The sequence below is a fragment of the Mycobacterium kyogaense genome (assembly GCF_003254575.1).
Lineage (GTDB): Bacteria > Actinomycetota > Actinomycetes > Mycobacteriales > Mycobacteriaceae > Mycobacterium > Mycobacterium kyogaense.
Window position 1 is genome coordinate 12,843 of the sequence record NZ_QJUA01000025.1, and the last position, 25,211, is coordinate 38,053.

A 25,211-nucleotide genomic window follows, 5' to 3' on the forward strand; every position below is an offset into this window, starting at 1 on the left:
CTCACTCGTCGCGCACGGCCGTCACGAAGCGTGGCCGCCCGGTGAGGTCGTGTCGAGCCGTCACGTCGGTGAACCGTCCGACGCGGGTGAACGCATCGACCGTGCGCACCGAGGTGGTGTCGTCGTGTTCCACAGCGCAGAAGCCGCCCGGTCGCAGCAGCCGGGCCGCGGCGACGACGATGTGGTCGATCACCGCCATCCCGTCCGGGCCTCCGAACAGCGCATGCGACGGATCATACTGCGCCACTTCGGGTTCCAGCTGTGCACCGGTTGGGATGTAGGGCGGGTTCGTCACCAGCAGATCGACGGCGCCGTCGAGTTCGGTGAGCAGATCGGCCGACGTGACATCGGCGGACACCACCTCCACCGAGGTGCCCTCGGCGTTGCGGCGGGCGTAGCGCAGAGCATCGGGCGAATCGTCGACGGCGACGACGCGGGCGCGGGGCCGGGCTGTCGCGAGCGCGAGCGCCAGCGCGCCCGAACCGGTACACAGGTCGACGATCACCGGTTCTGCGGGCAGCGGTTGGGCCAGCGCCCACTCCAGCAGCGCCTCGGTCTCGGGACGCGGGATGAACACGCCCGGCCCGACGTGGACCGACACCGGCCCGAAGGCTGCGGTGCCCGTGAGGTGTTGCAGCGGGACGCGTTGCGCCCGCCGCGCGATCAGAGCGCCGTAGCGCTGTGCGAAGTCGGTGTCGGGAACGGTGAAGCCGACCAGCCCCCGATCGGTGCCTGCGACGTGGGCGGCGAGCAGTTCAGCGTCGACCCTCGGCGATCCGACGCCGGCGGCGGCCAATTGCTCCGCGGCGTCGTCGATCAGCCGACGCATCGTCACGGGGCCGCCCGCCACGGTCACGACGCGCTCTGCAGCCGTGCCTGCCGGTCGGCCGCGGCCAGCGCGTCGAACAGCGGGTCGAGGTCGCCGTCGAGTACCTGGTCGAGGTTGTGGGCCTTGAAGTTGATCCGGTGATCGGCGATCCGGTTCTCGGGGAAGTTGTAGGTGCGGATGCGCTCACTGCGGTCCACGGTCCGGATCTGGCTGGCGCGGTCGGCCGAGGCGTCCGCGGACGCCTGCTCCTCGGCGAGTGACTGCAGCCGCGCGGCGAGCACCTGCATCGCCCGCGCCTTGTTCTGCAGCTGCGAGCGTTCGTTCTGACAGGTGACGACGATGCCGGTGGGCAGGTGGGTGATCCGCACGGCGGAGTCCGTGGTGTTGACGCCCTGGCCACCCTTGCCCGAGGAGCGGTACACGTCGATACGCAGATCGGATTCGTCGATCTGGACCTGCTCCACCTCTTCGGGCTCCGGATACACGAGGACGCCGGCCGCCGAGGTGTGCACGCGACCCTGGGACTCCGTGACGGGGACGCGTTGCACGCGGTGCACTCCGCCTTCGAACTTCAATCGCGACCAGACACCGTCGGCGGAATCGCCCTTGCTGCGGATCGACAGCGTCGCGTCTTTGTATCCGCCGAGGTCGGAGGCCGTCTCGTCGAGCATCGTGACGGTCCAGCCGTGCCGTTCGGCGTATCGGATGTACATCCTGGCGAGGTCCGCGGCGAACAGCGCGGACTCCTCGCCGCCCTCACCGGACTTGACCTCGAGAACGATGTCGTCGGCGTCGTGGGGATCGCGGGGGGCCAGCAGATCGGTCAGGGCGGTTTCGAGCCGCTCGACCGTCTCCGTCAGCTCGGCGACCTCGCCGACAAACGACGAGTCATCGGCGGCGAGCTCACGGGCGGTGTCGAGGTCGCCCCGCGCCGCATCGAGTTTGCGGGAGGTGGCGACGATCGGCGCGATCTGGGCGAACCGGCGGCCCACCTTGCGGGCCGTCGCCGGATCGGCGTGCAGCTCGGGCTCGGAGAGACGCTGCTCGAGCTCGGCATGCTCAGCCAGGATGGCGTCGATCGCCGTTGCGGTATCGCTCATCTCGCCTCCTCTGGCATGCGTCGTCGTCCCTGCTGTAGTTGTGCCCCAGTCACGAAACGGCGCCCGGCCTGCGCGGTGTGCAGCAGAGCGGGCGCCGTTCGGTCAGCTATTTGTCGTCGGAAGCTTTCGTGCGCTTGCCGTAGCGCTTCTCGAAGCGGGCGACGCGGCCGCCGCTGTCGAGGATCTTCTGCTTGCCGGTGTAGAACGGGTGGCACTGCGAGCAGACCTCGACGGTGATGTTGCCGCTCTTCTTCGTGCTGCGGGTGGTGAAGGTGGCACCGCAGCCACACAGCACGTTGGTCTCGACGTAGTCCGGGTGGACGCCTGATTTCATGGTTTCCTCTTCATTCGTTGGCCCCGGGTCGCCCCTCCCGTGTCGGGAGGTTTCGGCGTGAACCGGAACCGAGGTGTAGGCACCCGGCCGGAGGCCGGAAGGCTGCCCTGAATTATGCCAGGCCAACCGCCAACAGCCTAAACGTGCGCCCGGTGGTCACTATTCCGCTGAGCTGACCTCACCGTAGGTACGGCCGTCCCTGCGCCACATCCGCCGTCCCGCGGGCTCGACGCCCATCGCCACCAGCTCGCGCTTGAGCACCTTGTTGGTCGCGGTTGCCGGCAGCTCGCCGGCCACCCACACGTGACGCGGCCAGGCTTTCGGCGACAGATCCGATTGCGCGGCGAGGAACGCGCCGAACTCGTCGGGGGTCAGCTGAGCACCGTCGGCCAGCACGACCGCGGCCATCACCTGGTCGCCCACGAGGTCGTCGGGCACCGGGTACACCGCGACCTGGCTGATGTCGGCCAGGCGGCCGAGGATCCGTTCGATCGGCGCCGCGGTCATGTTCTCGCCGTCCACCCGCATCCAGTCGGCGGTGCGCCCGGCCAGGTAGATCCAGCCGTCGGCGTCGCGGTAGGCGAGGTCGCCGGACCAGAACATGCCGTGCCGCATCCGTTCGTCGGTGGCGTCCTGATCGTTGTAGTACCCGGCGAACATGCCCGGCCCCTCGGTGTTGACCAGTTCACCGATGGCGGCGTCGCCGTTGCGCAGCGCACCGTGCTCGTCGAATTCGGCGACGACGCATTCGGTCAGCGTCTCAGGGTCGTAGATGGCGACGCCGGGGAAACCTTTGCCGATGGATCCGGGTGGGCAGCCGTCTTCGCGCGTGACGGTGACCGCGTTCTCGGTGGAACCGAACCCGTCCCAGACCTGGCAGCCGAAGCGCCGGGCGAACTCGGCGATGTCCCGGTCGCTCGCCTCGTTGCCGAACGCGATGCGCAGCGGGTTGTCCCGGTCGTCGGACTGTTCAGGCCGTGCCAGCAGATATGCCAGCGGCTTGCCGACGTAGTTCATGTACGTGACGCCGTGGCGGCGGACGTCGTCGAGGAAGCGCGACGCGCTGAATGGTGCGGGCGTCATGGCCGCCCCGGAGTTCACGGCCACCGACCAGCCGGCGAGCACTCCGTTGCTGTGGAACAGCGGCATCGACAGGTAGCACACGTCGGCGGGGGTGATGTCGAAGCGACCGGCCAGCGCAGCACCCGCCAGCACGACCATCGCGTGCATCATCTTCACGGCCTTGGGGTCGCCGCTGGTGCCGGAAGTGAAGATCAGCATGAAGGTGTCGGTGGCGCTGACCTCGCGGTACGGGACGAACGGTTCCGACGATGAGGCCTGCGTGGTCAGCTCTTTCCATTCCGGACTCCCGGTCAGAAGCAGCCGTACGCCGGTCAGATCGATGCCGTCGAGCAACTCGGCGTGCGCCTCGTCGGACACCAGGATCTGTACGTCAGCGCGCCGGATGTCCCGTTCGAGCGCCGCACCCCGACGTGTGTCATTGATCCCGCACAGCACGTAGCCGCCCAGCCCCGCGGCGGCGAGCGCCGTCAGCATGTCGGGGGTGTTGCCGAGCAGCACTCCGACGTGCAGGGGCCGGCCAGGGTCGGCCAGGCCGATGAGTGTCGCCGCCTGCGCCTCCGCTTCGGCGAGGTGTTCGCGCCATGTCCACCGCTCCCCGTCGCGAATCACCGCGAGTCCGTCGTCCTCGCGACGTTCCCGGAGCAGCTGCTGCACGGTCTCGGCCATCGGCCCGCCCTTCGCGGTAGTGAACACTTTTCGCCTGATGTCTACTCGACCGGCCGGCGCAGCGTACCAACTCCAGCGCCGACCATTTGCGAAGATAGGGCGGTGAGCGTGGACACCGGGGCAGATTCTGTGACCGATACGCAGACGGCCGGCGGCGCCACGCGCGGGCGGTCGGTTCGGGATCGACTGATCGACGCTGCTGAGCAGTGCCTGACGGCCAAAGGCATTCGCGCGACCACGGTTTCGGAAGTCGCCGAGGTGGCCGGGGTGAGTCGTGGCTGGCTGTATCGGCACTTCCCCGACAAGGCCGAGCTGCTCGGCGCGGCGATCGTCCGGCTCAACGAGGCGTTCTGGACCGAGTCGCAGGCCCGGCTCGACGCGGTCGACGGACTCGACGAACGCATCGCCGTCGGTGTCGCGCTGGCGAGGCGCGAATCGGAGGCGCCGGGCGCCCTGGTCCTCAAACTGCGCCAGCAGGAGCCAGAGGCCTTCACCGCCTGCGCAGGCCTGGGTGTACGCGGTCTCATCCCAGAGATCGCGGCGTTCTGGAAGCCGTATCTGCAGGCCGCGGTCGACAGCGGTGAGATCCATCCCGCCACCGATTGCGCCGAGGCCGCCGAGTGGATCGCCCGGATCGTCGTGAGCCTGGCGACGGTGCCGGGCGAGCAGTGCGACCTCGACGACCACGCGTCGGTGCTGCGCCATGCCCGGCGTTACATCGTCGCCGGGTTGCGTGCCGAGCCGGCACCCTGACCTACGCGGCCGCGGCCGATCTGCCCGTCATGAGCATCAGCAGATCGCGGATGGGCGCTCGGACCTCGCGACCCTCCCCTACGTCGAACTCGGCATCGACGGCAATCAGACGCTGCCCGGCCAGATGCCGGCGGGCCTGGAACGGAAAGCCCATCCGCCAGACCCGCTGAGCGGCTGCGACGGCGGCATCGCGGGGCATCGCTCGATCGATACCCAGAGGGACGCACAGGTCCTGACCGTGGACGAGCAGGTCGATCAGCGGCTCCATCGCCGACGTCCCCGGCGGGTGGCGTCGCGAATCGGCAGCTGCCCGCAGCGCCGCGGCGATCTGTGATGGTTGACGCCGGTCGGTGCGGGCCATGCGGTCGACCACGGCGTTGAAGCGGAAACCGCTGCGTGCAGCCTCGAAGAGCATGCGCGGCGCGGGCAAGGTGCCATGAGTGAGATGAGCCGCGACATCACGGACCGACCACCCGACACACAGCGACGGCGTCGACCAGCAGTCCGGCTGATCGGCGTCGAGCTCCTCGATGACGTCGGCGAGCTCATGACGCTGGGTGGCGATGTGTCGCCATACGGCCGACTCTTCCACGGGACCTCCCCATTTAGTCAGGTACCCTGACGACATTAGTCAGTTTTTCGTACTAAAGTCAACGGGTGTGACAGAGGAACCGCCGGGGACGGCCGTGCTCATGTTCATCGCGCACCGGGACGTCGAAACCCGCGTGATGGCGGCGCTGGCCGCCGCAGGGGTGACCGATGTGACCCTGGCGCAATCGCGGCTCCTGCAGCGGCTGAGCCCGGCGGGAACCCGCCTCACCGATCTCGCCGACCAGGCTCGAGTCACCAAACAGACCGCGGGCGCGCTGATCGACCAACTCGAGCGCTCCGGCTACGTCGTCCGGCGGCCCGACCCGTCCGACGCACGGGCGCGCCTGGTGACGCTCAGCGAGAAGGGCGCCACCCTCTGTCGAGTCGTCGCCGACGAGGTGGGACGTATCGAGGGCCAGTGGCGCGAGCACCTCGGGGCGCGGTCCTTCGACGCGTTGCGCACGGCACTGCTCTCGCTGCGCGAGATCACCGACCCCTACCGCTGACCGGCCGCCACACCGACAGGCCCGAGGTGACGAGGTCGTCGAGCACGGTAGCCAGCGTCTGCAGGTCGGAGTCGGAGTAGCGAATCAGGAACTCTCGCAGCCCAGCCGACTTCTCGGCGTGCATCCGCCGGTGAACGCGCTCGAGAAGCGCACCGTCGTCGGTCAGCGTCAGGCGCACCTCTTTGCGATTGCCCGGCACCGGACCGCGGTGCACCAGACCGGCCTCGACCAGTCGTTGCACGTGCTTGGAGACGGTGCCCTTGAGTTGCCCCGTCCGCGCGGCCAATCCGACGACGTTCGTCTCCCCCTCACCGATCGCGGCCAGGACGTGGATCGCCACGGTGGGCATCTGCCGGATGGTCGACTCGAGACGATCCGGGCACGATGCGACGAGGTAGTCCCGTTCGGCGTCCCGTCCGTCATCCGCCTCGGCCAGTGCGACGAGCAGGCTCTCGATCCGGGAGACGACGTCCGCTTTGGTTGCCACGGAAACCATAGTGACATCCCGCCGATTCAGAGATATGGTTTCCACAGAAACAGTGTTCATGGAAACCAAGGAGCCAATGATGAAAGCTGCCGTCGTCACCGCGTTCGGGCATGTGCCGCACTACGCCGACATCGACGATCCTGCCGACGACGCCATGACGGGACAGGTGCTCGCCGCGTCGGTCAAAAACCTGGAGCGCGGCCTGGTCAGCGGCAGTCATTACGGCAGCGCCGCCCTGCAACCGCCCTTCGTTCCGGGTGTCGACGGCGTGGTGGCGCTACCGGACGGCCGCCGGGTCTACAGCCAGTCGACCGGACCGCACGGGATGATGGCCGAGCGCGCCGCCGTCGACCCCTCCCGGATGGTCGAGCTGCCCAGCGGACTCGACCCCGCACTCGCGGCCGCGATCCCCAACCCGGGTCTGTCGGCGTGGTTCGCGCTCGAATACGCCGCGCAGGTGCAACCGGGGCAGTGTGTGCTCATCCTCGGCGCGACGGGGGTCACCGGCGGCGTGGCGACGCAGTTGGCCAAACACCGCTTCGGCGCGGGCCGGATCGTGGTCGCCGGCCGCAACGAGGAGCGACTGGCCGAGCTGCTCCGCGCAGGCGCGGACGACATGGTGGTTCTCGGCGACGATCTGACCGCGCAGGTGGCGGCGCGCCACACCGAACATCCCTTCGACGCGGTGCTCGACTACCTGTGGGGCCCGGTGGCCGAGAGCACTCTGGCCGCATTGGGCAACGCAGCGCTGACCGCGGAGTATCACCAGACGCGCTATGTGCAGATCGGCGCCATGGCCGGCGATCCGATCAGCCTGCCGTCGGCAGTGCTGCGCAGCGCGGGCGTGACGCTGACCGGTGTCGGTTTCGGCAGCGTGCCCACCGAGGCACAGGCCCGGGCGTACAGCGAGTTCCTGCCCGAACTGTTCGCCATGGCCGCGGCCGGCACCCTCGACATCGACGTCACGCGCCGGCCGCTGGCCGACGTGGAGACCGTCTGGGCGTCGCCCGCGTCCGCCGGGGAACGTGTGGTGCTGATCCCGTGAGGGATCAGTCGTCGCTGTTGCCGCCAGGAGTGTTCTTCGAGACCTGGAGCAGGAACTCGTAGTTGTTCTTGGTCTTGCGCAGCTGGCTCATCAGCAGATCGATGGCCTGATGCGGGTCCAACCCGGAGAGCACACGGCGCAGCTTGTGCACGATCGCGAACTCGTCGGGCGAGAGCAACAGCTCGTCCTTGCGGGTGCCGGACGGGTTGACGTCCACCGCAGGGAAGACCCGGCGCTCGGCGATCTTGCGATCGAGCTTGAGCTCGGCGTTACCGGTGCCCTTGAACTCCTCGAAGATCACCGTGTCACCGGTGGAGCCCGTCTCGACCATCGCCGTGGCGATGATGGTCAGCGAACCGCCCTCTTCGATGTTGCGCGCTGCGCCGAGGAATCGCTTCGGCGGATACAGCGCGGTCGAATCGACACCGCCGGACAGGATGCGGCCGGAAGCGGGTGAGGCGTTGTTGTAGGCGCGTCCCAGTCGGGTGATCGAATCGAGCAGTACGACGACGTCCTTGCCCTGCTCGACCAGGCGCTTCGCGCGTTCGATGGCGAGCTCGGCAGCCTGGGTATGGTCTGACGGCGGCCGATCGAAGGTCGAGGCGATGACCTCACCCTTGACCGAGCGCTGCATGTCGGTGACCTCTTCGGGTCGCTCGTCGACCAGCACGACCATCAGGTGGCACTCGGGATTGTTGCGGGTGATCGCGTTCGCGATGTCCTGCATGATCGTGGTCTTACCGGCCTTGGGCGGGGACACGATCAGCGCGCGCTGGCCTTTGCCGATGGGCATGATCAGGTCGATGACGCGCGTGGTGAGCTTGTCGCCGCTGGTCTCCAGACGCAGCCGCTGGTTCGGGTAGAGCGGCGTGAGCTTGGTGAACTCCGGCCGCTTCTTGGCCTCTTCAACCGGCTTGCCGTTGACGGAGTCGAGGCGCACGAGCGGGTTGAACTTCTGCCGGGCGTTCTGCCCGCCGCCGTCGCCCTCCTTGGGCACACGCACGGCACCGGTCACCGCGTCACCGCGGCGCAGCCCGTTCTTGCGAACCATGTTCATCGACACGTACACGTCGTTGGGGCCCGCGAGATAGCCCGAGGTGCGGACGAACGCGTAGTTGTCGAGCACGTCGAGGATGCCCGCGACCGGCTGGACGACATCGTCTTCGCGGAGCTCGGTGTCGCGCTCCGCAGCACCACCGCCACCACCTTCACCACCGCGTTCGCGGCGGCGGCGGTCGCGGAAACGGCGGCCGCGCCGGCCCTGCCGGCCGTCACCGTCGTCGTCGTTGTCTGCCTGATTACGGTCGTTGCCCTGGTTGTTGCGGTCGTTCTGCTGGTTCCGGTCGTTCTGCCGGTTGCCACCGTCGTTCTGCTGGTTCCGGTCGTTCTGCCGGTTGCCACCGTCGTTCTGCTGGTTCCGGTCGTTCTGCCGGTTGCCACCGTCGTTCTGGCGACCGCCGTCGCTCTGGTTGCGGCCCTCGTTCTGACGATTGCCGCCGTCGTTCTGACGGGCACCGTCGTTCTGGGTACGGCCGTCGCGGTCCGACTTCTCCGCCGCGTCGGGCGCGGTGTCCTTGGCGTCCTGGCTGCGGTCCGCCTTGCGCTCGGGAGCCTCGGTCGCCGCCTCTGCGCGGGGAGCGTTCTCGCCGGTTGGCTGGTCAGAAGCTTTGGGCTCGCCCTGTCCACGGGAGGCGGATCGGCGCTCGCGGCGCTGCGGGGGCGCGGTGTCGGCCGGCGCGGACGCCTCGGCAGCGGGTGCCTCGGCAGCGGGCGCCTCGGTGGCGGGTGCCTCGGCAGCGGGTGCGGCAGATTTGCCGGTGGAGTCACCGCGACGCTCGCGGATGGCGGCGATCAGTTCGCCCTTGCGCATCCCGGAGGCGCCTTCGACGCCGATCTCTTTGGCCAGCGTGCGCAGTTCGGGCAGCACCATGGAGGTGAGCGCGCCGCCGCGCCGAGCCGGTGCGGCAGGAGCGTCAGTGGTCACGGCAAGGGGCAGCGCGCCATTCTCGGCGCTCGAGTCAGCCGTGATGAGGTCCGTATCGGTCACGGATTTCCTTTCTTTCCCTCGCCGATCTTGGTCTCGCGAGGGGTTCTGTGCGCTCAGTCCAATCCGCTGAACGCTGAAGTCACACCGCCGCTAGAGCAACGGTGATCCACGGGGTCCGCCGGGAGACGACACAGCCGTCGGTCCACGAGTTGAGCACCTGAAAGAATGGGTTGTCCTGAGGTCTCTGCAGTCGACGCAGGACGAGACGCCTGCGATTGCTGGACGAAAGCGAGAATAACCCGCATCTGAGCTGGAAGCAAGAATCGCGGTGATTCATCTGGTGCGTGTGTGACTGACGCGCTTCCGGCGATCAGGGCCTGGCTGCCACACCGGCGGACCACGTCACACCGTGTCCGACCGGCGTGTTCACGACACTGAACCCGAGATCTCGACCTCGCTGCACCGCCTCCGCGGGTAGTTCGGCGTCGTGACCGAAGGCGAGCACTGCGGGCCCGGCGCCCGACAGCACTGCTGGTATGCCACAACTACGCAGGACGTCGAGGTATTCCGCGGATGCCGGCAGCGCCGGCGCACGCTGCGGTTGATGCAGCACGTCTTCGGTCGCCGCCATCAGCAGGTCGGGGCGCTCTGTCAGCGCGAGCACCAGTAGCGCTGCCCGGCTCACGTTGAAGCGGGCGTCGGTGTGGCTGACCTGGTCCGGCAGCAGTATCCGGGTTTCGGCGGTGGACGAGCGCACCGCGGGGATCGCGCTGAACAGCACGATGTCCGGATGCAGCCGGATCGGCGCCGCGGCGTAGCTCGGCGCTCCCCCGGCATCCTGGGTCCACGACACCACGGCACCACCCAGAACCGCGGCCGAGGCGTTGTCGGGATGCCCTTCGAACTCCGAGGAGACCTGCACCAGCGCCTCCGTGCACATCGGACTCGAACCTGCTTGCGCAGCAAGCCCATTGGCTGCCGCCAAACCGCCGACAACCGCAGCCGCCGAAGAACCCAGACCACGCGAGTGCGGAATGACGTTGCGGCAGCGCACGATCAGCCCGGGCGCCGACACCTTCGTCTCCCGCAATCCCCGCTCGATCGCGCGCACCACCAAATGGGTCGCATCGAGAGGAACCTGCCCCTCACCCTCACCCCGCACCTCGACGACGAGGCCGGATTCCGTTGTCTCGACGACGATTTCGTCGTAGATGCCGAGCGCGATGCCCATGCTGTCGAAACCGGGGCCCAGGTTGGCGCTCGAGGCGGCCACGACCGCGGTCGCGGTCAGACCTGGAGGCAGGGTGCGGGTCACGGACACGTCAGCTCAGACCAGGCCGAGCTTGGCCACGACGGCTACCGGATCGACGGGAACCGGAATCACGGCGGGCATGCCCTTGAGCGCGGTGTCGGGATCTTTGAGTCCGTTGCCGGTGACGGTGCAGACCACGGTGGAACCCTTGGCCACCCAACCGTCTTCGATCGACTTCAGCAGGCCGGCGATGCTGGCCGCCGACGCCGGCTCGACGAACACGCCCTCGGTGCGGGCCACCAGGTGGTAGGCCGCGAGGATCTCTTCGTCGGTGGCCGCGAGGAACTTGCCGTCGGACTGCTGCTGCGCCTCGACCGCCTGGGTCCACGATGCCGGCGAGCCGATACGGATCGCCGTGGCGATGGTCTCGGGGTCGCTGACGGGCTCGCCTGATACCAGCGGGGCGGCGCCGGCGGCCTGCGTGCCGAGCATGCGAGGCAGTCGCGAGGCCAGGCCATCGCGGTGGTATTCGGTGTAGCCCTTCCAGTACGCGGTGATGTTCCCGGCGTTGCCCACCGGGAGGGCGTGCACATCGGGTGCGTCACCGAGCGCGTCGACGATCTCGAACGCGGCGGTCTTCTGCCCCTCGATGCGGAACGGGTTGACCGAGTTGACCAGCGACACCGTCGGGAAGTCGGCGGTCAGCTTGCGCGCCAGTTCGAGGCAGTCGTCGAAGTTGCCGTCGATCTGAATGATCTTGGCGCCGTGCATGACTGCCTGCGCGAGCTTGCCCAGCGCGATCTTGCCCTGCGGCACGAGCACCGCGCAGGTGATACCGGCCCGCGCGGCGTAGGCGGCTGCCGATGCCGACGTGTTGCCCGTCGACGCACACAGCACGGCCTGCTGACCCCGCGCGACCGCTTCGGTGACCGCCATCGTCATCCCGCGGTCCTTGAACGAGCCGGTGGGGTTGAGGCCTTCCACCTTGAGGTGCACGGTGCAGCCGGTGTAATCGGACAGCCGCGGGGCGGGCAGCAACGGAGTGCCGCCCTCGCGCAACGTGATCGGCGTCCACGACTCGTCGATGGGCAGCCGGTCGCGGTAGGCCTCGATCAGACCGGGCCAGGGCTGGTGTACGGCGCGGGTGGTGTTCACTCTGCAGTCCCTTCCATCCGCAGCACGCTGTTGATGCTGGACACGACTTCCAGATCAGCCAGTGCGGCAACGGTTTCCGATAGTGCGGCGTCGGTCGCCCGGTGGGTGACCACGACGATGCGGGCGCCACAGCGCGTCCCGCCCTCGTCGACCATGCCTTCCTGACGCACCTCGGCGATGCTGACCTCGCGCTTGGAGAACTCAGCGGCGACGGCCGACAGCACGCCGGGGCGGTCGGTGACGTTCATGTTGACGTAGTAGCGGGTCGCGATGTCGCCGATCGGCGCCACCGGCAGCTTCGCGTACTTGGACTCTCGGGGCCCGCGCCCGCCCTGCACGCGGTTGCGGGCGGCCATCACCACGTCGCCGAGCACGGCCGACGCAGTGGGAGCGCCACCGGCACCCTGCCCGTAGAACATCAACCGGCCGGCCGCCTCGGCTTCCACGACCACCGCGTTGAATGCCCCGTTGACCGACGCCAGCGGATGGGTCAACGGGACGAGGGCGGGATAGACCCGGGCCGAAACCCGCTGCTGGCCATCGTCATCGGTGAGACGCTCGCAGATCGCGAGCAGCTTGATCGTGCACCCGAGCGCACGCGCCGAGGCGAAGTCGGCGGCGCTGACCTTGGTGATGCCCTCGCGGTACACGTCGTCGGCGGTGACCCGGGTGTGGAACGCGATCGAGGCGAGGATGGCCGCCTTGGCAGCGGCGTCGTATCCCTCGACGTCGGCGGTCGGGTCGGCTTCGGCGTACCCGAGCGCGCTGGCATCGGCCAGGGCGCTGTGGTAATCGGCGCCCGTGCTGTCCATCGCGGACAGGATGTAGTTCGTGGTGCCGTTGACGATGCCCGCCACCCGCAGCACCGTGTCACCGGCGAGCGACTGGGTGAGCGGACGGATCACGGGGATCGCGCCGGCCACCGCCGCCTCGAAATACAGGTCCACGTGGGCGTTCTCGGCGGCCTGGGCGAGCTCGCCGGCGGCGACGGCCATCAGCGCCTTGTTGGCGGTGACGACGGACTTGCCCTGTTCCAGCGCCGCCAGGATGGCCTTGCGTGCCGGTTCCACCGGGCCCATGAGTTCGACGACGATGTCGACATCGTCGCGCGAGACCAGTCCGTCGATGTCGTCGGTGAGCAGGTCCACCGGGACCCCGCGATCATCGGCGACGCGGCGCACCCCGATCCCCCGGACCTCCAACGGCGCGCCGATGCGCGCGGTCAGGTCGGCCGCGCTGCGCTCGATGATGCGCACCACCTCGCTACCGACGTTTCCGTGGCCCAGGACGGCCACTCCGATCGCGTCACTCACCGCGTTACCTCACTTCCAGACTCAACAAGTCATCGACCGTTTCCCGGCGCAGGATCAGGCGGGTCTGCCCGTCGCGCACGGCCACCACGGCCGGCCGGCCGATCAGGTTGTATCGGCTCGACATCGAATAGCAGTATGCGCCGGTGGCCGCCACCCCGAGCAGGTCACCCGGGGTCACGTCGCCGGGCAGCCAGGCGTCGCGCACCACGATGTCGCCGCTTTCGCAGTGTTTCCCGACCACCCGGGAGAGCACCGGGGCGTCGTCTGTGGTGCGCGAGAGCAGCCGCACGTCGTATTCGGCGCCGTAGAGCGAGGTACGGATGTTGTCGCTCATCCCGCCGTCGACGCTGACGTAGCGGCGCTGCCGGTCAGTCGCGATGGCGACGTCCTTGACGGTGCCGACCTCGTAGACCGTGATGGTGCCGGGTCCGGCGATCGCCCGTCCCGGTTCGACGACGAGCCGGGGCGCGGGCAGCCCGACGACCGCCGATTCGTTCTCGACGATCGCGCCGATCTTCGCGGCGAGGTCCTCCATCGGCGGCGGATCGTCGGATGGCAGGTAGGAGATGCCCAGCCCGCCGCCCAGGTCGACGATCGACATCTGCGCGGTCTTGTCGACGCCGAACTCGGCGACCACGTCGCGCAGCAGCCCGATCACCCGGTGTGCGGCGAGCTCGAAGCCTGCGACGTCGAAGATCTGCGAGCCGATGTGGCTGTGCAGGCCGACCAGGCGGAGGTGGTCGGTCTCGAATACCCGTCGCACCGCGGCCATCGCCGCGCCGCTGGCCAGCGACAGCCCGAACTTCTGATCCTCGTGCGCGGTGGAGATGAACTCGTGGGTGTGGGCTTCCACACCGACGGTGACGCGGATCAGCACGTCCTGCACGACGCCGGCGTCGCCGGCGATCGCGTCGAGGCGTTCGATCTCGGTCATCGAATCGACCACCACGTGCTCGATCCCCGCCTGCACGGCCGCGGTCAGCTCGGCAATCGACTTGTTGTTGCCATGCAGCGCAATGCGATTGGCGGGGAAGCCGGCGTGTAGCGCGACTGCGAGCTCGCCGCCGCTGGCGACGTCGAGGGACAAGCCCTCCTCGTCGACCCAGCGTGCGATCTCGGTGCACAGGAAAGCCTTGGCCGCGTAGCGGACATGGTCGCCGCCGCCGAAGGCGGCCGCGATCTCCCTGCAGCGAGAACGGAAGTCGTCCTCGTCGACGACGAACACCGGGGTGCCGTACTCGGCGGCGATGTCCGCGACCGACACCCCGCCGATCGTCAGGACACCGGCGTCGTCCCGAAGGGCGTTGCGAGGCCACACTTTCGGTGCCAATGCGGCGACGTCGGCCGCGGTCTGAGGCCGGGCCGGCGCGCCCGCGTGGTGAATCTCTTCAGCGTGACGGGGCCCGGCCGGGTGGGCGATCACATCCGCTCCGGCGCGCTGACGCCGAGGATGGTCAGACCGTTGGCGATCACCTGACGGGTGGCCGCGCACAGGGCCAGCCGCGCGGCGTTCAGGTCGCCGGGCTCTTCGTCGCCCTGAGGCAGCACCCGGCAGGAGTCGTAGAAGCGGTGGTAGTCGCCGGCCAGGTCCTCGAGGTAGCGCGACACCCGGTGCGGTTCGCGCAGTGCCGCCGCGGTGGCGAGCACCCGCGGGAACTCGCCGATGTTGCGGATCAGCGTGCCCTCTTTGTCGTGGGTCAGCAGATCGAGGTGCGCGGTGTCGGGCGCGATGCCGAGCTCTGCGGCGTTGCGGGCCAGCGCGGACAGCCGCGCGTGCGCGTATTGCACGTAATAGACAGGGTTTTCGGCCGATGCCGAAGACCACAGCTCGAGGTCGATGTCGATCGGGGTGTCGACAGAGCTGCGGATCAACGCGTAGCGCGCGGCGTCCACACCGATCGCCTCGACCAGATCGTCGAGGGTGATCACGGTGCCGGCGCGCTTGCTCATCCGCAGGGGCTGACCGTCGCGGACCAGGTTGACCATCTGGCCGATGAGCACCTCGACGGTGTCAGGATCGTCGCCCAGAGCGGCCGCGGCGGCTTTGAGCCGCGCGATGTAGCCGTGGTGGTCTGCGCCGAGCATGTAGATGCACAGGTCGAAGCCGCGCTGACGCTTGTCGAGGAAGTAGGCGAGGTCACCGGCGATATAGGCGGGGTTGCCGTCGCTCTTGATGACGACGCGGTCCTTGTCGTCGCCGTAGTCGGTGGTGCGCAGCCAGGTGGCGCCATCCTTCTCGTAGATGGCGCCGGTTTCGCGCAGCTTGGCGATGGCTTGGTCGACGCGGCCGGAGGTGTGCATCGAGTCTTCGTGGGTGTAGATGTCGAAGTCGGTGCCGAAGTCGTGCAGCGAGGCCTTGATGTGGTCGAACATCAGGTTGACGCCGATGGCGCGGAACGTCTCGCGCATCTGCTCGTCGGGCAGGCTCAGCGCATCGGGTTCCTTGCTGAGGACCTGCGCGGCGATGTCGCCGATGTAGGAGCCGGCGTAGCCATCCTCGGGGGTCGGCTCGCCCTTGGCGGCGGCGATCAGCGAGTTGGTGAACCGGTCGATCTGGGCGCCGTGGTCGTTGAAGTAGTACTCGCGTACCACCTCGGCGCCCTGAGTGGTCAGTAGGCGACCCAGGGCATCGCCGACGGCTGCCCAGCGGGTGCCGCCGATGTGGATCGGGCCGGTCGGGTTGGCCGAGACGAACTCGAGGTTGACCCTGCGGCCGCCCAGCTGGGTCGATGTACCGAAGCCGGCGCCGGCGGTGATGACGTCTTTGACCAGCACGTTCTGGGCGGCAGCCTCGATGCGCAGGTTGACGAACCCGGGTCCGGCCACGTCGGCGGCGGCGATACCGGGCTGCTCGATGAGCGCGGTGGCCAACCAGCCGGCCAGCTCGCGGGGGTTGGCGCCGACCTTCTTGCCCAGCTGAAGGGCCAGGTTGGTGGCGTAGTCGCCGTGCTCGGGATTGCGGGGGCGTTCCACGGTGACGGTGGCCGGCAGTGCAGAGGCGTCCAGGCCGTGCGTATCGAGCACCGCGGCAGCGGTGCTGCGGAGCAGTTCGGCCAGATCGGCGGGGGTCACGAGGGACCATCCTATGGTCTGGGGCCCTTCTGCCCCGAATCCGTTTCCTCGCGCGGATGCGCTACGCTAGGCCACGCCCGATCGGCGCAGTGTCATCATGCGCCCCCGTAGCTCAGGGGATAGAGCGTCTGCCTCCGGAGCAGAAGGCCGCAGGTTCGAATCCTGCCGGGGGCACTCATCACGTCAACCGCCGCTCGGCGCTTGTCACGTCATCGCCGAGCGAGCAGCTCCTCGTACGCCAACCGCCCACGGGTGAACGTCAACGCGTCACCGCCGCGGTCGGGATGGTGACGGGCCGCGTAGCGCCGCCAGGCACGGTTCAGATCAGCCTCGGTGTGGACCTCACCAAGCCCCAGAACTGACAGCGGATCAGTCGGCGGCGCAGGCAGTTCCGGTACTTTCATCCGCGGCGGCGCGTCGTTTTCGTCGAAGTGCGATGACGCAAACCCATCGGACGCCTTCTTGCCCGGCGCTTTTTTGGCCGCGGCTTTCTTGCCCGGCACCTTCTTGCCCGCGGCCTTCTTACCCGGCACCTTCTTCGCCGCAGCCTTCTTGCCCGGCAACTTCTTTGCCGCCGCCTTCTTGCCCGGCGCCTTCTTTGCCGCCGCCTTCTTGCCCGGCGCCTTTTTCGCCGCCGCCTTCTTGCCCGGCGCCTTTTTCGCGGGCACATCCCCGCCACGCCCGACCAGTTCACTCATCGGCTGCTCCTTCACATGCTGGGCCGGGAAGCCGACGCTACCGCCGGGGGCTGAAATGAGTCTGAAGACCGCGCACATGCCGGCCCGCCGGGGCTGCCCACCTGGTCAACGCGGCCTGTTCATTGCGCGCGAATCGCGCCGGCGACCGCACGCGGCGCCTCGTGCTGGGGGAAGTGGCCGACGCCGTCGAGTTCGACGACCTCGGCACGCGGCAACAGGATTCTGACCGAACGGTCTTCTGGACTCGAGCCTTCCGGCCCGCGCGCTCGCGATGTTCATCCGAGGTGCCATCGCGGAATCCGCCGGCCCCTGACGTAGCCCCGCGTGTCCACCGATCGGTGGACACCGCACTCCCCCGCCGCACCGGCCGATCGGCGGATACGCCCGCGGATTTCACCAGGGCATCGTCATCTGCAGTGCCACAGCACGTTACGACGATGACGGGGAGCTCACGATGACATCAGCCAACAACGGCAGCGGGAGAACATGGACCGCGATCACAGATTGCTACGCACGGGCCTTCGGAGTCATTCCGGCCCGCGCGGACCGCGTCGACGTGACCTACCCGAGCCCCAGCCGCGTCGCTGCGTCGCGCAGATCTGCGCGAAACTGATCCAGGCTCGCCAACGTGTACATGCCGTCGATGTGATCGTTCGCCCAGAGACTGTGGATCTTCTTCAGGTCGGCTTTACGCCGATGCCAACCGATGCCGTCGATGACCGCGAACACATACTGACGCGGCAGCCTCACCTCGGCCATCTCCTCGATCTCGCGCACCGCATCGGTGAGCTTGCTGCCGGTCGAGTCGAAACCCTTGGCCGCGACGACAATCGACGCGTTGTCGGCGTCGGGGACGATCAGATCGGCCGGCGCCGTGCGCCCCTGACGCCCGGTGAATCGCGAGCGCTGAGTGTGCGGCAGTCCGAGATCGGTTGCTATCGCCGAGATCTCGTCTTCGATCTTGCGCCCGGACGCCTGTCCCCCGGACGCGGTCGCCCGCGGCCCGGCGCGGGCGATCAGCACATCAGCCAGACCATACGTGCGGTTGCGCTGCACCCGCAGCAGCCGTAGCAGATCGAACTGTTCGTCGAGCATCGCGATCAGCTCCGTCGGCCGTCTCCGCGCGAGCGTGACGAACCCGGCCGAGCCGAACTCGGTGGTCAACGCCGCTTTGAGCTTCTCCTGGCCGAGCCCGACCGCCAGGCCCAGCACGTGCACTGACTGCGCATTATGCCGCGCCCACCAGGCCAGCGACGAAGCGTCGACGTCGGGAAGCTGCTCCAGGCTGGCCACGGCCTCGGTGATCGCCTCGGCTTCCGGCGTCGACGCCGTCGGGTCGACGATCGCGGTCAGCCGACCGAGCGACGCCACGTAGTCGTCGAAGGGAACGGCATCACTCATCAATCCCGCCCGATGAACAGATACTCACTCACGTCGCGCCGAGCCGCCGCCACATGCGTGCCGAAGCTGTATTTGTGGTCGATCGCGATCATCTCGACCGACGGTTTGACCTTGCCCAGCAGGTCGCGAATGCGCGCCGCCCCGGGAATCGCGTTCGATGAGTACGACAACACGATCGCGCCCGCGTCGGCGAAGTGCTCGAACGACCGGAGCAGCGCGTCCTCGATGGTCCGCTTGTACGCGAAGGGCGTGAACCGCTTCTCGAGCTTCTTGGTCTTGGTGTTCTCCATGATCGTCACGTCACGCCAATACACCGACAGGCCTTCGAGGAAGTGGTAGCGCTTGATGTAGTCGTTGTCATCGCTGGGCGGGGCGTACGGCGGGTCTAGGTACACGAGATCCGGTGTGTTGTCGGGGATCTCGAACACGTCGCCACGCCGAGCTCGACTGCGTTTGCCGTTGCTGAACACCGTCGCGTTGTAGTCGAGGGCGCGCTCGCGGAAGTGTTCTCGCAGCGACAGTTTCAGGTCGCGGCGCCCGTCGGCGTACTTGGTGCCGTCGGTGAACGTGAACACTCCGCGCGGCTGCTTGCGCGCTGCGGACAGGATCAACGCCGAGATCGCGAGGTCGCGCCGGTACCCCTTCAGCGTGTCGATGTGCGACCACGCCGAGTCGAGGAATCGGCGGTCTTCAGGCGTGAAGTACAGGCCGTCGAAGGTGCCCTGGATGAAGTCGCGGTCGTCGGCCGGCGGGCCGCAGATCTGATCGATCAGATCCTGGTCGAGCCGCACCGAGGAATTCTGCACCGTCGCCGCCGCGATCACGGCCGGGAAGTTCAGGAAATCGTTCGACGTGACCGCGAAGCCCTGGACCTTGAGCAGATACGACACCACTCCGGACCCCGAGAACGCGTCGACGGCCGTCTCCCCGCCGATCTCGGCGAACACCCGCTCCAGGTGCGGGAGCAGACGGTATTTCGACCCCATGTAGCGCAGCCGAGGAAACCGCTGTGCCGCGGCGACGACGTCCGAGGACGTCAGGTCGGATGCGCGCGCCACGGAGACAGATTCGCACACATCAGCCCGCTTCTTCGGCACGCTCACCGGCGCATGTTCGCGGTTACAGGTTGATTCATCACAGTGCCGGTCACCCTAGCGGCGACCACCGTCAACCCGTGCTGCTGCTGGAGTCCGTCCCCGCCGAACTCGCGTCCGCCGTCGAGTCGGCCGACGCCGTCGCATCCGTCGTCGGATCTGCGGGGGCCACGGTCGACGTCGAACCCGCCGTGGTCGACGGCGCGCTCGAGGTCGACGGGGCGGCCGTCTCGGCCTCGGACGCCTCGACGGAGGCACTCGGTTCTGGCGCGTCACTCGTCGGCGTGGCGGTCTCCGACATCGTCGGCGCGGCACTGGTCGAGGTAGGGGCGGTCGTCGGCGCAGACGACGTCGCCGCCACCGTCGTCGGGGTCGCGAACGTGCCCGGTTGATCCTCCTCGACGATCGCCTTGATCTCGTCTGTGTACGCCTCGAGCTGCGGTTGGATGTCGGCGAGCTTCACCTGCCCGGCCTCGATCTGCGCCTGGAACGCCGACACCCTCGACCACACCTCGTCGATCTTTGCCATCGCCGCCGGCGACAGCGGTTCGTCGATCGTGATGAACAACTGCTGCGCCAGCCCATAGGTGAGGCAGTTGATGCAGTCGTAGTTCAGCGCGCCCGCCAGGTTCTGCGGGGTGGCGACGTTGTTGTTGGAATCGTCGCCGTCGATGACGAACACCACCTGATATGCGACCGCGACGGCGCCGCAATTCCGGCACGACGCATAGGCTTCCGCGTCGTTGATGTTCTCCGCGTACTTCTCGTCTGTCTGCCAGACCAGCGCGAACGCCGTGTCGTACACGACAGTGTTGTTCGTGGTGTTGACCGCGAGCGCCTGGTTGTCGTCGGGCCCGGGGGTCAGCGGCTTGTCGACCGGGAACACCCACCCCTTGTCGGCGACCGTCGTGACAGGAGCCGAACTGCCCGCCGCGCCACCGGATCGCAGAATCCGCGGGATCAGCACCACCATCAACCGCGGCTGACCTGCCGTCGGCAGGGGGCTGCGCGTGTCCCACATCGCGCGCATGACTCCGCGCTGCCCAGGAGCGAGTGTTCGGTTCGCGGCGACCGGCCGGGTGGGCGCCGACCGCTGCGGCGGCGGCGACCCGAGCCGCTCCAACCCCACCGCGTAGGCGATGTCACCGATCGTGCCGCGCTCGTAGGGCTGGATCGGCCGATACGTCTCGTCCCCAGGCCACCACGCATAGGCAACGCCGGTGGCCATCGCGGTGCCGGCCAGCAGCGCGAGCGCCCGCATCGCCGGCTTGCCCGCGGTGGCCTTCCACGTGCCGAGCGTGGTCTGCCTCAAGAACCGGACCAGCATGTAGAGCACGCCTGCGACCGGGATGAGGATCGCAATGATCGCGAGCACGCGCGCGGCCACCTGGATGACGTCGCCGTCACCCCACGCGGCGAGCAGAACCTGTTTCTGGGTGCCGAGTGCCGACCACGCCGAGCCGAGCAGCCGGGGCAGCGCGAGCACCGCGCCGACCAACGCCGTCAGCAGCATGGGTACCACGACCATCACCCACACCGTGACGAGCATGCGCGCCCACGGTTTCAGCATGCTCGCGTGCGGGTCACCCCATCGCCACGGCAGCAGCCCGAGCAGGGTCGGCTTGATCCGCGAGTACAGGTCGGGCACCCCGGTGAGGTCGGCGAGCACGTGGTAGCCGTCGAAGCGGACCATCGGCGCGAGTTGCCGCAGCATCTGCAAGATCTGGGTTGCGACCACGAGCAGGAGCGCGTCGTAGCGCAGCCACAGCCACAGGCCGGTGATGGCCACGGCGACAATGGCATTGAAATAGAGTCCGCCGAGATCGGTGCGCACCCGCGCCCGCCGGCCCAACCGGTAGGTGTCGGTGACGTCGGTGTAGAACGCGGGCCACACCAGGTACACCCCGAAGCCCATGGCGCCGGGCGTTCCGCCGCCATACCGGGCAGCCGCGGCGTGCCCGAATTCGTGGAAGCCGGCCGACAGGATCGTGACGGCGAAGACCAGGATCAGCAGGCCCGGCCGCTGAAAAGCGTCATACGCCGCATGCGCCAGCCCTTTTCGAAGAAAAACCCACCAGCACACGACTGCGAAAACCACCAGCATCGGCACGACCACCCACGGCCGGAACAGAACTCCGAACGGGTCGGTCAGCCGCCGTGTGCGCTCGGGATCGGTGATCGCATAGCGCAACTTCAAGCCCAGCAGTGGGTTTCGCTTCTTCGTTGCGGGCTGGCTGCCGTCGGGCAGCACCAGCAGCCCTAGAGGTCGCAGCTGCTTGTCGACCAGATGGCCGATGTTGTCCGCTGACACATCCCGGCCGGTCTCGGCGGACACCGCGGCGGCCACGGCCTCCGGATTCCTAGATCCGTCGATGGCGCGCAGCGTCGCATACAGCAGCGGAGTGAGTTGGATCGTCTGGCCGTCGGCCCGGCGGACCAGGGAGGGCGGGACCTTGTAGCCCGATCCCGCCATCTCCCCGATCAGCTCGACCCCGTCGGCGCGCTGCAGTACCTGTTGTGTGGGTACCGACCCCTCGCTCGTCACGGTCACCGTTCGAACCTTTCGCCGTGAGGAGTGTGTACGCGCCTACCTAGGCGGCCGAACTACTATCGCTCCCTGCAGAACTCGTGCCGGCGCTGGTGCCACTCGAGGTGGCGCCCGAGGCGCTGTCGGCGGTTCCGCTGGTGCTGCCCTGCGCGATGCTCGACGTCTGATCGGAGTCGGCGGTCGCGTGCACGTCGTTCATGGTCTGGGTGATCGTGGCGTCTTGGATCGACACCGCGTCGGCCGTGGAGTCCCACGACCCGATGTTCGCCGCCACGCCGGCGTTGATCGGCGCGGCCACGTTGGCGTTGGCCGCCACACCGCCGGCGATGGGTGCGGCGAGGTCCGCGTTGAGGTCGACGTTGACGTCCACATTGAGCAGGGCGCCGTCGGCCAAGGCGCCGGTCCCGGTGTCCACCGTGGCACCGGTGTCGGTCTCGGTGCCCGAGTCGGTGCCGGCAACCGGATCGGTCACTGTCCCGGTCGACGTGTCACCGGCCTGGTCGATGGCGCTGTCCTGGATCGACGACGCGTCTGCTGTCACGTTGTCCATGGTCTGCATGATCACGACGCCGCCGTCGGCCGAGTGCGTCACCATGGCGTCGGCACCCGACCCGTAGGTCAGGACGTTCGCGCCTGCGCCCGCCTGGATCGGGGCGGCGACATTGAGGTTGGCCGCCGCCGAGAGGTCGATTGGCGAGGCGGCGTCGATACCGACATTGATGTCGGCGTTGACGTCGATGATCGAGACGACTTCTTTGTCGGGAAGCGCGATGCCGACCTCGGCTTGCAGTTCTTCGGGGGTGAGTCCTTGGTTAGCCATGGTTCCTTCTCCTGCGGTCCAGCCCAACCCCGCCGCGTCGATGCGGGGCCATCCACTCGTGCGCTGGGTGCTCTATTGACAGCGATGTCAAACCGGATTCGGAGAAAAATTTCAGAGATTAGTAATTCTAGGGATTTGCCGAGACAAGTAATCGAATCACTTGTTCAGCGCATTGCTTGTCAATGACAAGATCGCCGACTTAGCTTGGTCGGGAAAACTTTTTTTCGACCCAGGAGCGTAGGGGCCAAACGGCGAGTTAGCTGAGCGCAGACGACAAACGCCGGGGCAGGCCGCTGCAGGCGGCCCACCCCGGCGTTTGCGGAGCCGTGGTGACTAGGAACCCAGCTGACGATCCAGCGAGGCCACCTGGTCTTTGCCGTACTGCGTCGCGAGGTCGGCAGGAACCGGATCGTTGGCCGGCCCGTCGAACTCCACGTCGACCGCCGCGTTGCCCCGCGTGAACATGAGCACGCCCACGGACTGCGCGCCGTTCGGCGACATCCCGGTCGCCCACATCGCACCCGGCGCGACGTCGACGGGCTCGGCGTTCGGGTTGGCGACGACGCTGCCGAGGCCGTCGCGCCATGCGTTCATCGCATCCGTGGCCGCCTGCGGTGACGCCAGCACCAGGATCTTCGTCGTGATGGCGCGACTGCCGTCACGGTGGTTGAACACCTGCTCGACGCCCTGCTGGCCGCCGGGGTCGACGATCGGCGGCACGGACACGTACGCCGTCGAGTCGGTCGAGACGTTCGGATCGACGGGAAGCGTGCCGTAATTCGGTGCGGCAGCGGCTGTTCCGAGGCCGACGGTGAGGACTGCCGACACTGCGGCCAGTCCCCCGAGTGAAATGGCTGGAAGTTTCATCGGTTTCTCCGCGGGTTCGAGGGTTGTCGGGTCAGCAGACGTAGCACGCGAAGCCGCGCCAGCCGTCGCGCCACGTCCAGCCCGGACCGCATCCCATCCAGCCGGTCGACCCGTAGCAGTCGAGCAGCTGCACCGGCTTGCGCTCAGGCGTGGGCATGGGTGCCGGCGCGGGAGCGGGGTTGGTGAGCTGTGCGGCGGTGGCCATCGGCGCCCCCAGCAGCGAGCCGACGACCAAGGCCGAAGCCCCGACCGTCATGGCGAGTCTGCGCATGTCTAATCCCCTCTTCAGACGAGTTGCGAACACCTGGAGAGGTTACGCGCCAATTTGACGCTGCAAGCAATAACACGCGCCGAGAAATGACATCGCCGCACTGCCCGGAATCGGCGCCAACCAAGTGGTTAGTCTGCAGGGAGTCCATCGATGGAGCAGGAGGCGGCCATGCAGCTGGCACTGACACCCGAGGAAGCCGCGTTTCGCGACGAGCTTCGCACCTTCTACACCACGGAGATCCCTGCCGACATCCGAGAGCGCAGCCGCGCCGGCACGGAGATCACCAAAGAAGACATCGTCACCACGCACAGGATCCTCAACGACCACGGCCTCGCCGTGCCCAGTTGGCCCGTCGAATGGGGCGGCAAGGACTGGACCCCCACGCAGCATCAGATCTGGCTGGACGAGATGCAGTTGGCGTGCGTGCCCGAGCCACTGAACTTCAATGCCAAGATGGTCGGCCCCGTGATCGCCGAATTCGGCTCGCAGGCCGTCAAGGAGCGGTTCCTGCCGCCCACGGCAGCGCTCGACATCTGGTGGTGCCAAGGCTTTTCCGAGCCGGAGGCGGGTTCCGACCTCGCCTCGCTGCGCACCACGGCGCTTCGCGACGGCGACAGCTACGTGGTCAACGGCCAGAAGACGTGGACCACGCTGGGCCAGTACGCCGACTGGATCTTCTGCCTGGTGCGCACCGATCCGAACGCCCCGAAGAAGCAGGCCGGCATCTCGTTCCTGCTGATCGATCTCGACACCCCCGGGATCACGATGCGGCCGATCAAGCTCGTCGACGGCAGCGTCGAGGTCAACGAGGTCTTCTTCGAAGACGTCCGCGTGCCCGCCGAGAATCTCGTCGGCGAGGAGAACCAGGGCTGGAGCTACGCCAAGTTCCTGCTCGGCAACGAGCGCACGGGCATCGCCCAGGTCGCCCGGACCAAGGTGCGGCTCGCGGAGGTCAAGGAACGCGCCAAAGCCAGCGGTCTGTTCGAGGATCCGCTGTTCGCCGCGCGACTGGCGGAGGCCGAAAACGACGTGCTCGCATTGGAATTGACGCAGATGCGAGTGGCCTCCGGCTCCAAGGGCGGCAAGCCCAACCCCGCGTCGTCGGTGCTGAAGCTGCGGGGCAGCCAGCTGCAGCAGGTCGCCACCGAGCTGCTGATGGAAGTGGCCGGGCCCGACATCCTGCCGTTCCAGGGCGGGGACATCGCGTCCCCGGAGTGGGCGCAGCACAGCGCGCCGCGCTACCTCAACTACCGCAAGACCTCGATCTACGGCGGCAGCAACGAAGTGCAGCGCACCATCATCTCGTCGACCATCCTCGGACTGTAGAGAGAAGGCGAAC

Annotated in this window: 24 protein-coding genes and 1 tRNA gene; 5 read left to right on the forward strand and 20 right to left on the reverse strand. The window is 68.0% G+C overall.

Features of this window, described 5'->3' with window-relative positions; translation table 11 throughout:
- Position 1: 1 nt before the first annotated feature.
- The 4 genes from prmC to fadD1 all read right to left on the reverse strand — a co-directional run bounded on the left by prmC (position 2) and on the right by fadD1 (position 4,012).
- On the reverse strand, positions 2–829 hold the full coding sequence (prmC, locus tag DMB80_RS17115; protein ID WP_162938584.1) for a peptide chain release factor N(5)-glutamine methyltransferase: 828 nt from the start codon (positions 827–829) through the stop codon (positions 2–4).
- Positions 830–852: 23 nt separating this feature from the next.
- On the reverse strand, positions 853–1,929 hold the full coding sequence (gene prfA / locus DMB80_RS17120; RefSeq protein ID WP_111510957.1) for a peptide chain release factor 1: 1,077 nt from the start codon (positions 1,927–1,929) through the stop codon (positions 853–855).
- A gap of 106 nt (positions 1,930–2,035) precedes the next feature.
- Positions 2,036–2,263 carry a 50S ribosomal protein L31 gene (gene rpmE / locus DMB80_RS17125; RefSeq protein WP_046361380.1) on the reverse strand — a complete coding sequence of 76 codons (228 nt, stop codon included), beginning with the start codon at positions 2,261–2,263 and terminating at the stop codon, positions 2,036–2,038.
- 159 nt (positions 2,264–2,422) lie between these two features.
- On the reverse strand, positions 2,423–4,012 hold the full coding sequence (gene fadD1 / locus DMB80_RS17130; RefSeq protein WP_111510998.1) for a fatty-acid--CoA ligase FadD1: 1,590 nt from the start codon (positions 4,010–4,012) through the stop codon (positions 2,423–2,425).
- Positions 4,013–4,141: 129 nt separating this feature from the next.
- On the opposite strand from fadD1, the gene DMB80_RS17135 reads away from it, so the two are divergent.
- Positions 4,142–4,765 (forward strand): TetR/AcrR family transcriptional regulator, encoded by a 624-nt coding sequence (locus DMB80_RS17135; protein ID WP_073682014.1) that lies wholly within the window; start codon positions 4,142–4,144, stop codon positions 4,763–4,765.
- Between the two features lies 1 nt (position 4,766).
- On the opposite strand, the gene DMB80_RS17140 is transcribed toward DMB80_RS17135, so the two are convergent.
- Positions 4,767–5,357, reverse strand: a complete 591-nt coding sequence (locus tag DMB80_RS17140) for a maleylpyruvate isomerase family mycothiol-dependent enzyme (protein ID WP_205538741.1) — start codon at positions 5,355–5,357, stop codon at positions 4,767–4,769.
- 67 nt (positions 5,358–5,424) lie between these two features.
- Between DMB80_RS17140 and DMB80_RS17145 the strand changes: the two genes are divergently transcribed.
- A complete protein-coding gene (locus tag DMB80_RS17145; protein ID WP_240431242.1) occupies positions 5,425–5,862 on the forward strand; it encodes a MarR family winged helix-turn-helix transcriptional regulator in 438 nt (145 codons plus the stop codon).
- Here DMB80_RS17145 and DMB80_RS17150 read toward each other — a convergent pair.
- Positions 5,843–6,349, reverse strand: coding sequence for a MarR family winged helix-turn-helix transcriptional regulator (locus tag DMB80_RS17150; protein ID WP_162938582.1), 507 nt, complete (start codon positions 6,347–6,349; stop codon positions 5,843–5,845). The two genes, DMB80_RS17145 and DMB80_RS17150, sit on opposite strands and share 20 nt — an antisense overlap.
- Positions 6,350–6,428: 79 nt before the next feature.
- On the opposite strand from DMB80_RS17150, the gene DMB80_RS17155 reads away from it, so the two are divergent.
- A complete protein-coding gene (locus tag DMB80_RS17155) occupies positions 6,429–7,394 on the forward strand; it encodes a quinone oxidoreductase family protein (RefSeq protein ID WP_111511000.1) in 966 nt (321 codons plus the stop codon).
- Positions 7,395–7,398: 4 nt separating this feature from the next.
- Here DMB80_RS17155 and rho read toward each other — a convergent pair whose 3' ends face one another.
- The 6 genes from rho to argS form a co-directional block, all read right to left on the reverse strand.
- Positions 7,399–9,441 (reverse strand): transcription termination factor Rho, encoded by a 2,043-nt coding sequence (gene rho / locus DMB80_RS17160; protein ID WP_111510960.1) that lies wholly within the window; start codon positions 9,439–9,441, stop codon positions 7,399–7,401.
- 310 nt (positions 9,442–9,751) lie between these two features.
- The gene (gene thrB, locus DMB80_RS17165) at positions 9,752–10,696 is read right to left on the reverse strand and encodes a homoserine kinase (protein ID WP_111511001.1); all 945 of its coding nucleotides are present in this window, start codon (positions 10,694–10,696) and stop codon (positions 9,752–9,754) included.
- A gap of 12 nt (positions 10,697–10,708) precedes the next feature.
- Entirely contained in the window at positions 10,709–11,788 is a 1,080-nt protein-coding gene (gene thrC / locus DMB80_RS17170; protein WP_046361375.1) for a threonine synthase, read from the reverse strand.
- Complete coding sequence (locus DMB80_RS17175; RefSeq protein ID WP_111510961.1) at positions 11,785–13,101, reverse strand: homoserine dehydrogenase; 1,317 nt, start codon at positions 13,099–13,101, stop codon at positions 11,785–11,787. The genes thrC and DMB80_RS17175 overlap by 4 nt, the downstream gene beginning before the upstream one ends.
- Before the next feature lie 4 nt (positions 13,102–13,105).
- Positions 13,106–14,485: a diaminopimelate decarboxylase gene (lysA, locus tag DMB80_RS17180; RefSeq protein WP_240431245.1), complete on the reverse strand. Its 1,380-nt coding sequence runs from the start codon at positions 14,483–14,485 to the stop codon at positions 13,106–13,108.
- A 35-nt stretch (positions 14,486–14,520) separates the two neighbouring features.
- The gene (gene argS / locus DMB80_RS17185) at positions 14,521–16,173 is read right to left on the reverse strand and encodes an arginine--tRNA ligase (RefSeq protein ID WP_111510963.1); all 1,653 of its coding nucleotides are present in this window, start codon (positions 16,171–16,173) and stop codon (positions 14,521–14,523) included.
- A 101-nt stretch (positions 16,174–16,274) separates the two neighbouring features.
- Here argS and DMB80_RS17190 point away from each other — a divergent pair.
- Positions 16,275–16,347 (forward strand) — tRNA-Arg (locus DMB80_RS17190).
- A 35-nt stretch (positions 16,348–16,382) separates the two neighbouring features.
- Here the strand turns inward: DMB80_RS17190 and DMB80_RS28405 are convergent.
- The 8 genes from DMB80_RS28405 to DMB80_RS17225 all read right to left on the reverse strand — a co-directional run bounded on the left by DMB80_RS28405 (position 16,383) and on the right by DMB80_RS17225 (position 23,872).
- Entirely contained in the window at positions 16,383–16,871 is a 489-nt protein-coding gene (locus DMB80_RS28405) for a J domain-containing protein (RefSeq protein ID WP_205538743.1), read from the reverse strand.
- Positions 16,872–16,990: 119 nt separating this feature from the next.
- Entirely contained in the window at positions 16,991–17,086 is a 96-nt protein-coding gene (locus DMB80_RS28940) for an alpha/beta fold hydrolase (protein ID WP_420812197.1), read from the reverse strand.
- 346 nt (positions 17,087–17,432) lie between these two features.
- A complete protein-coding gene (locus DMB80_RS17200; protein ID WP_111510964.1) occupies positions 17,433–18,272 on the reverse strand; it encodes a hypothetical protein in 840 nt (279 codons plus the stop codon).
- Positions 18,272–19,258: a DNA adenine methylase gene (locus tag DMB80_RS17205; RefSeq protein ID WP_111511002.1), complete on the reverse strand. Its 987-nt coding sequence runs from the start codon at positions 19,256–19,258 to the stop codon at positions 18,272–18,274. Before DMB80_RS17205 ends, DMB80_RS17200 begins: the two co-directional genes overlap by 1 nt.
- Positions 19,259–19,439: 181 nt before the next feature.
- Positions 19,440–21,917 (reverse strand): hypothetical protein, encoded by a 2,478-nt coding sequence (locus tag DMB80_RS17210; protein ID WP_240431244.1) that lies wholly within the window; start codon positions 21,915–21,917, stop codon positions 19,440–19,442.
- A gap of 40 nt (positions 21,918–21,957) precedes the next feature.
- On the reverse strand, positions 21,958–22,734 hold the full coding sequence (locus DMB80_RS17215; RefSeq protein WP_111510965.1) for a peptidoglycan-binding protein: 777 nt from the start codon (positions 22,732–22,734) through the stop codon (positions 21,958–21,960).
- Positions 22,735–23,067: 333 nt separating this feature from the next.
- Positions 23,068–23,601: a hypothetical protein gene (locus DMB80_RS17220; protein WP_111510966.1), complete on the reverse strand. Its 534-nt coding sequence runs from the start codon at positions 23,599–23,601 to the stop codon at positions 23,068–23,070.
- Between the two features lie 31 nt (positions 23,602–23,632).
- On the reverse strand, positions 23,633–23,872 hold the full coding sequence (locus DMB80_RS17225) for a hypothetical protein (protein WP_111510967.1): 240 nt from the start codon (positions 23,870–23,872) through the stop codon (positions 23,633–23,635).
- A 168-nt stretch (positions 23,873–24,040) separates the two neighbouring features.
- Between DMB80_RS17225 and DMB80_RS17230 the strand changes: the two genes are divergently transcribed.
- A complete protein-coding gene (locus tag DMB80_RS17230; RefSeq protein WP_111511004.1) occupies positions 24,041–25,198 on the forward strand; it encodes an acyl-CoA dehydrogenase family protein in 1,158 nt (385 codons plus the stop codon).
- Positions 25,199–25,211 lie beyond the last annotated feature (13 nt).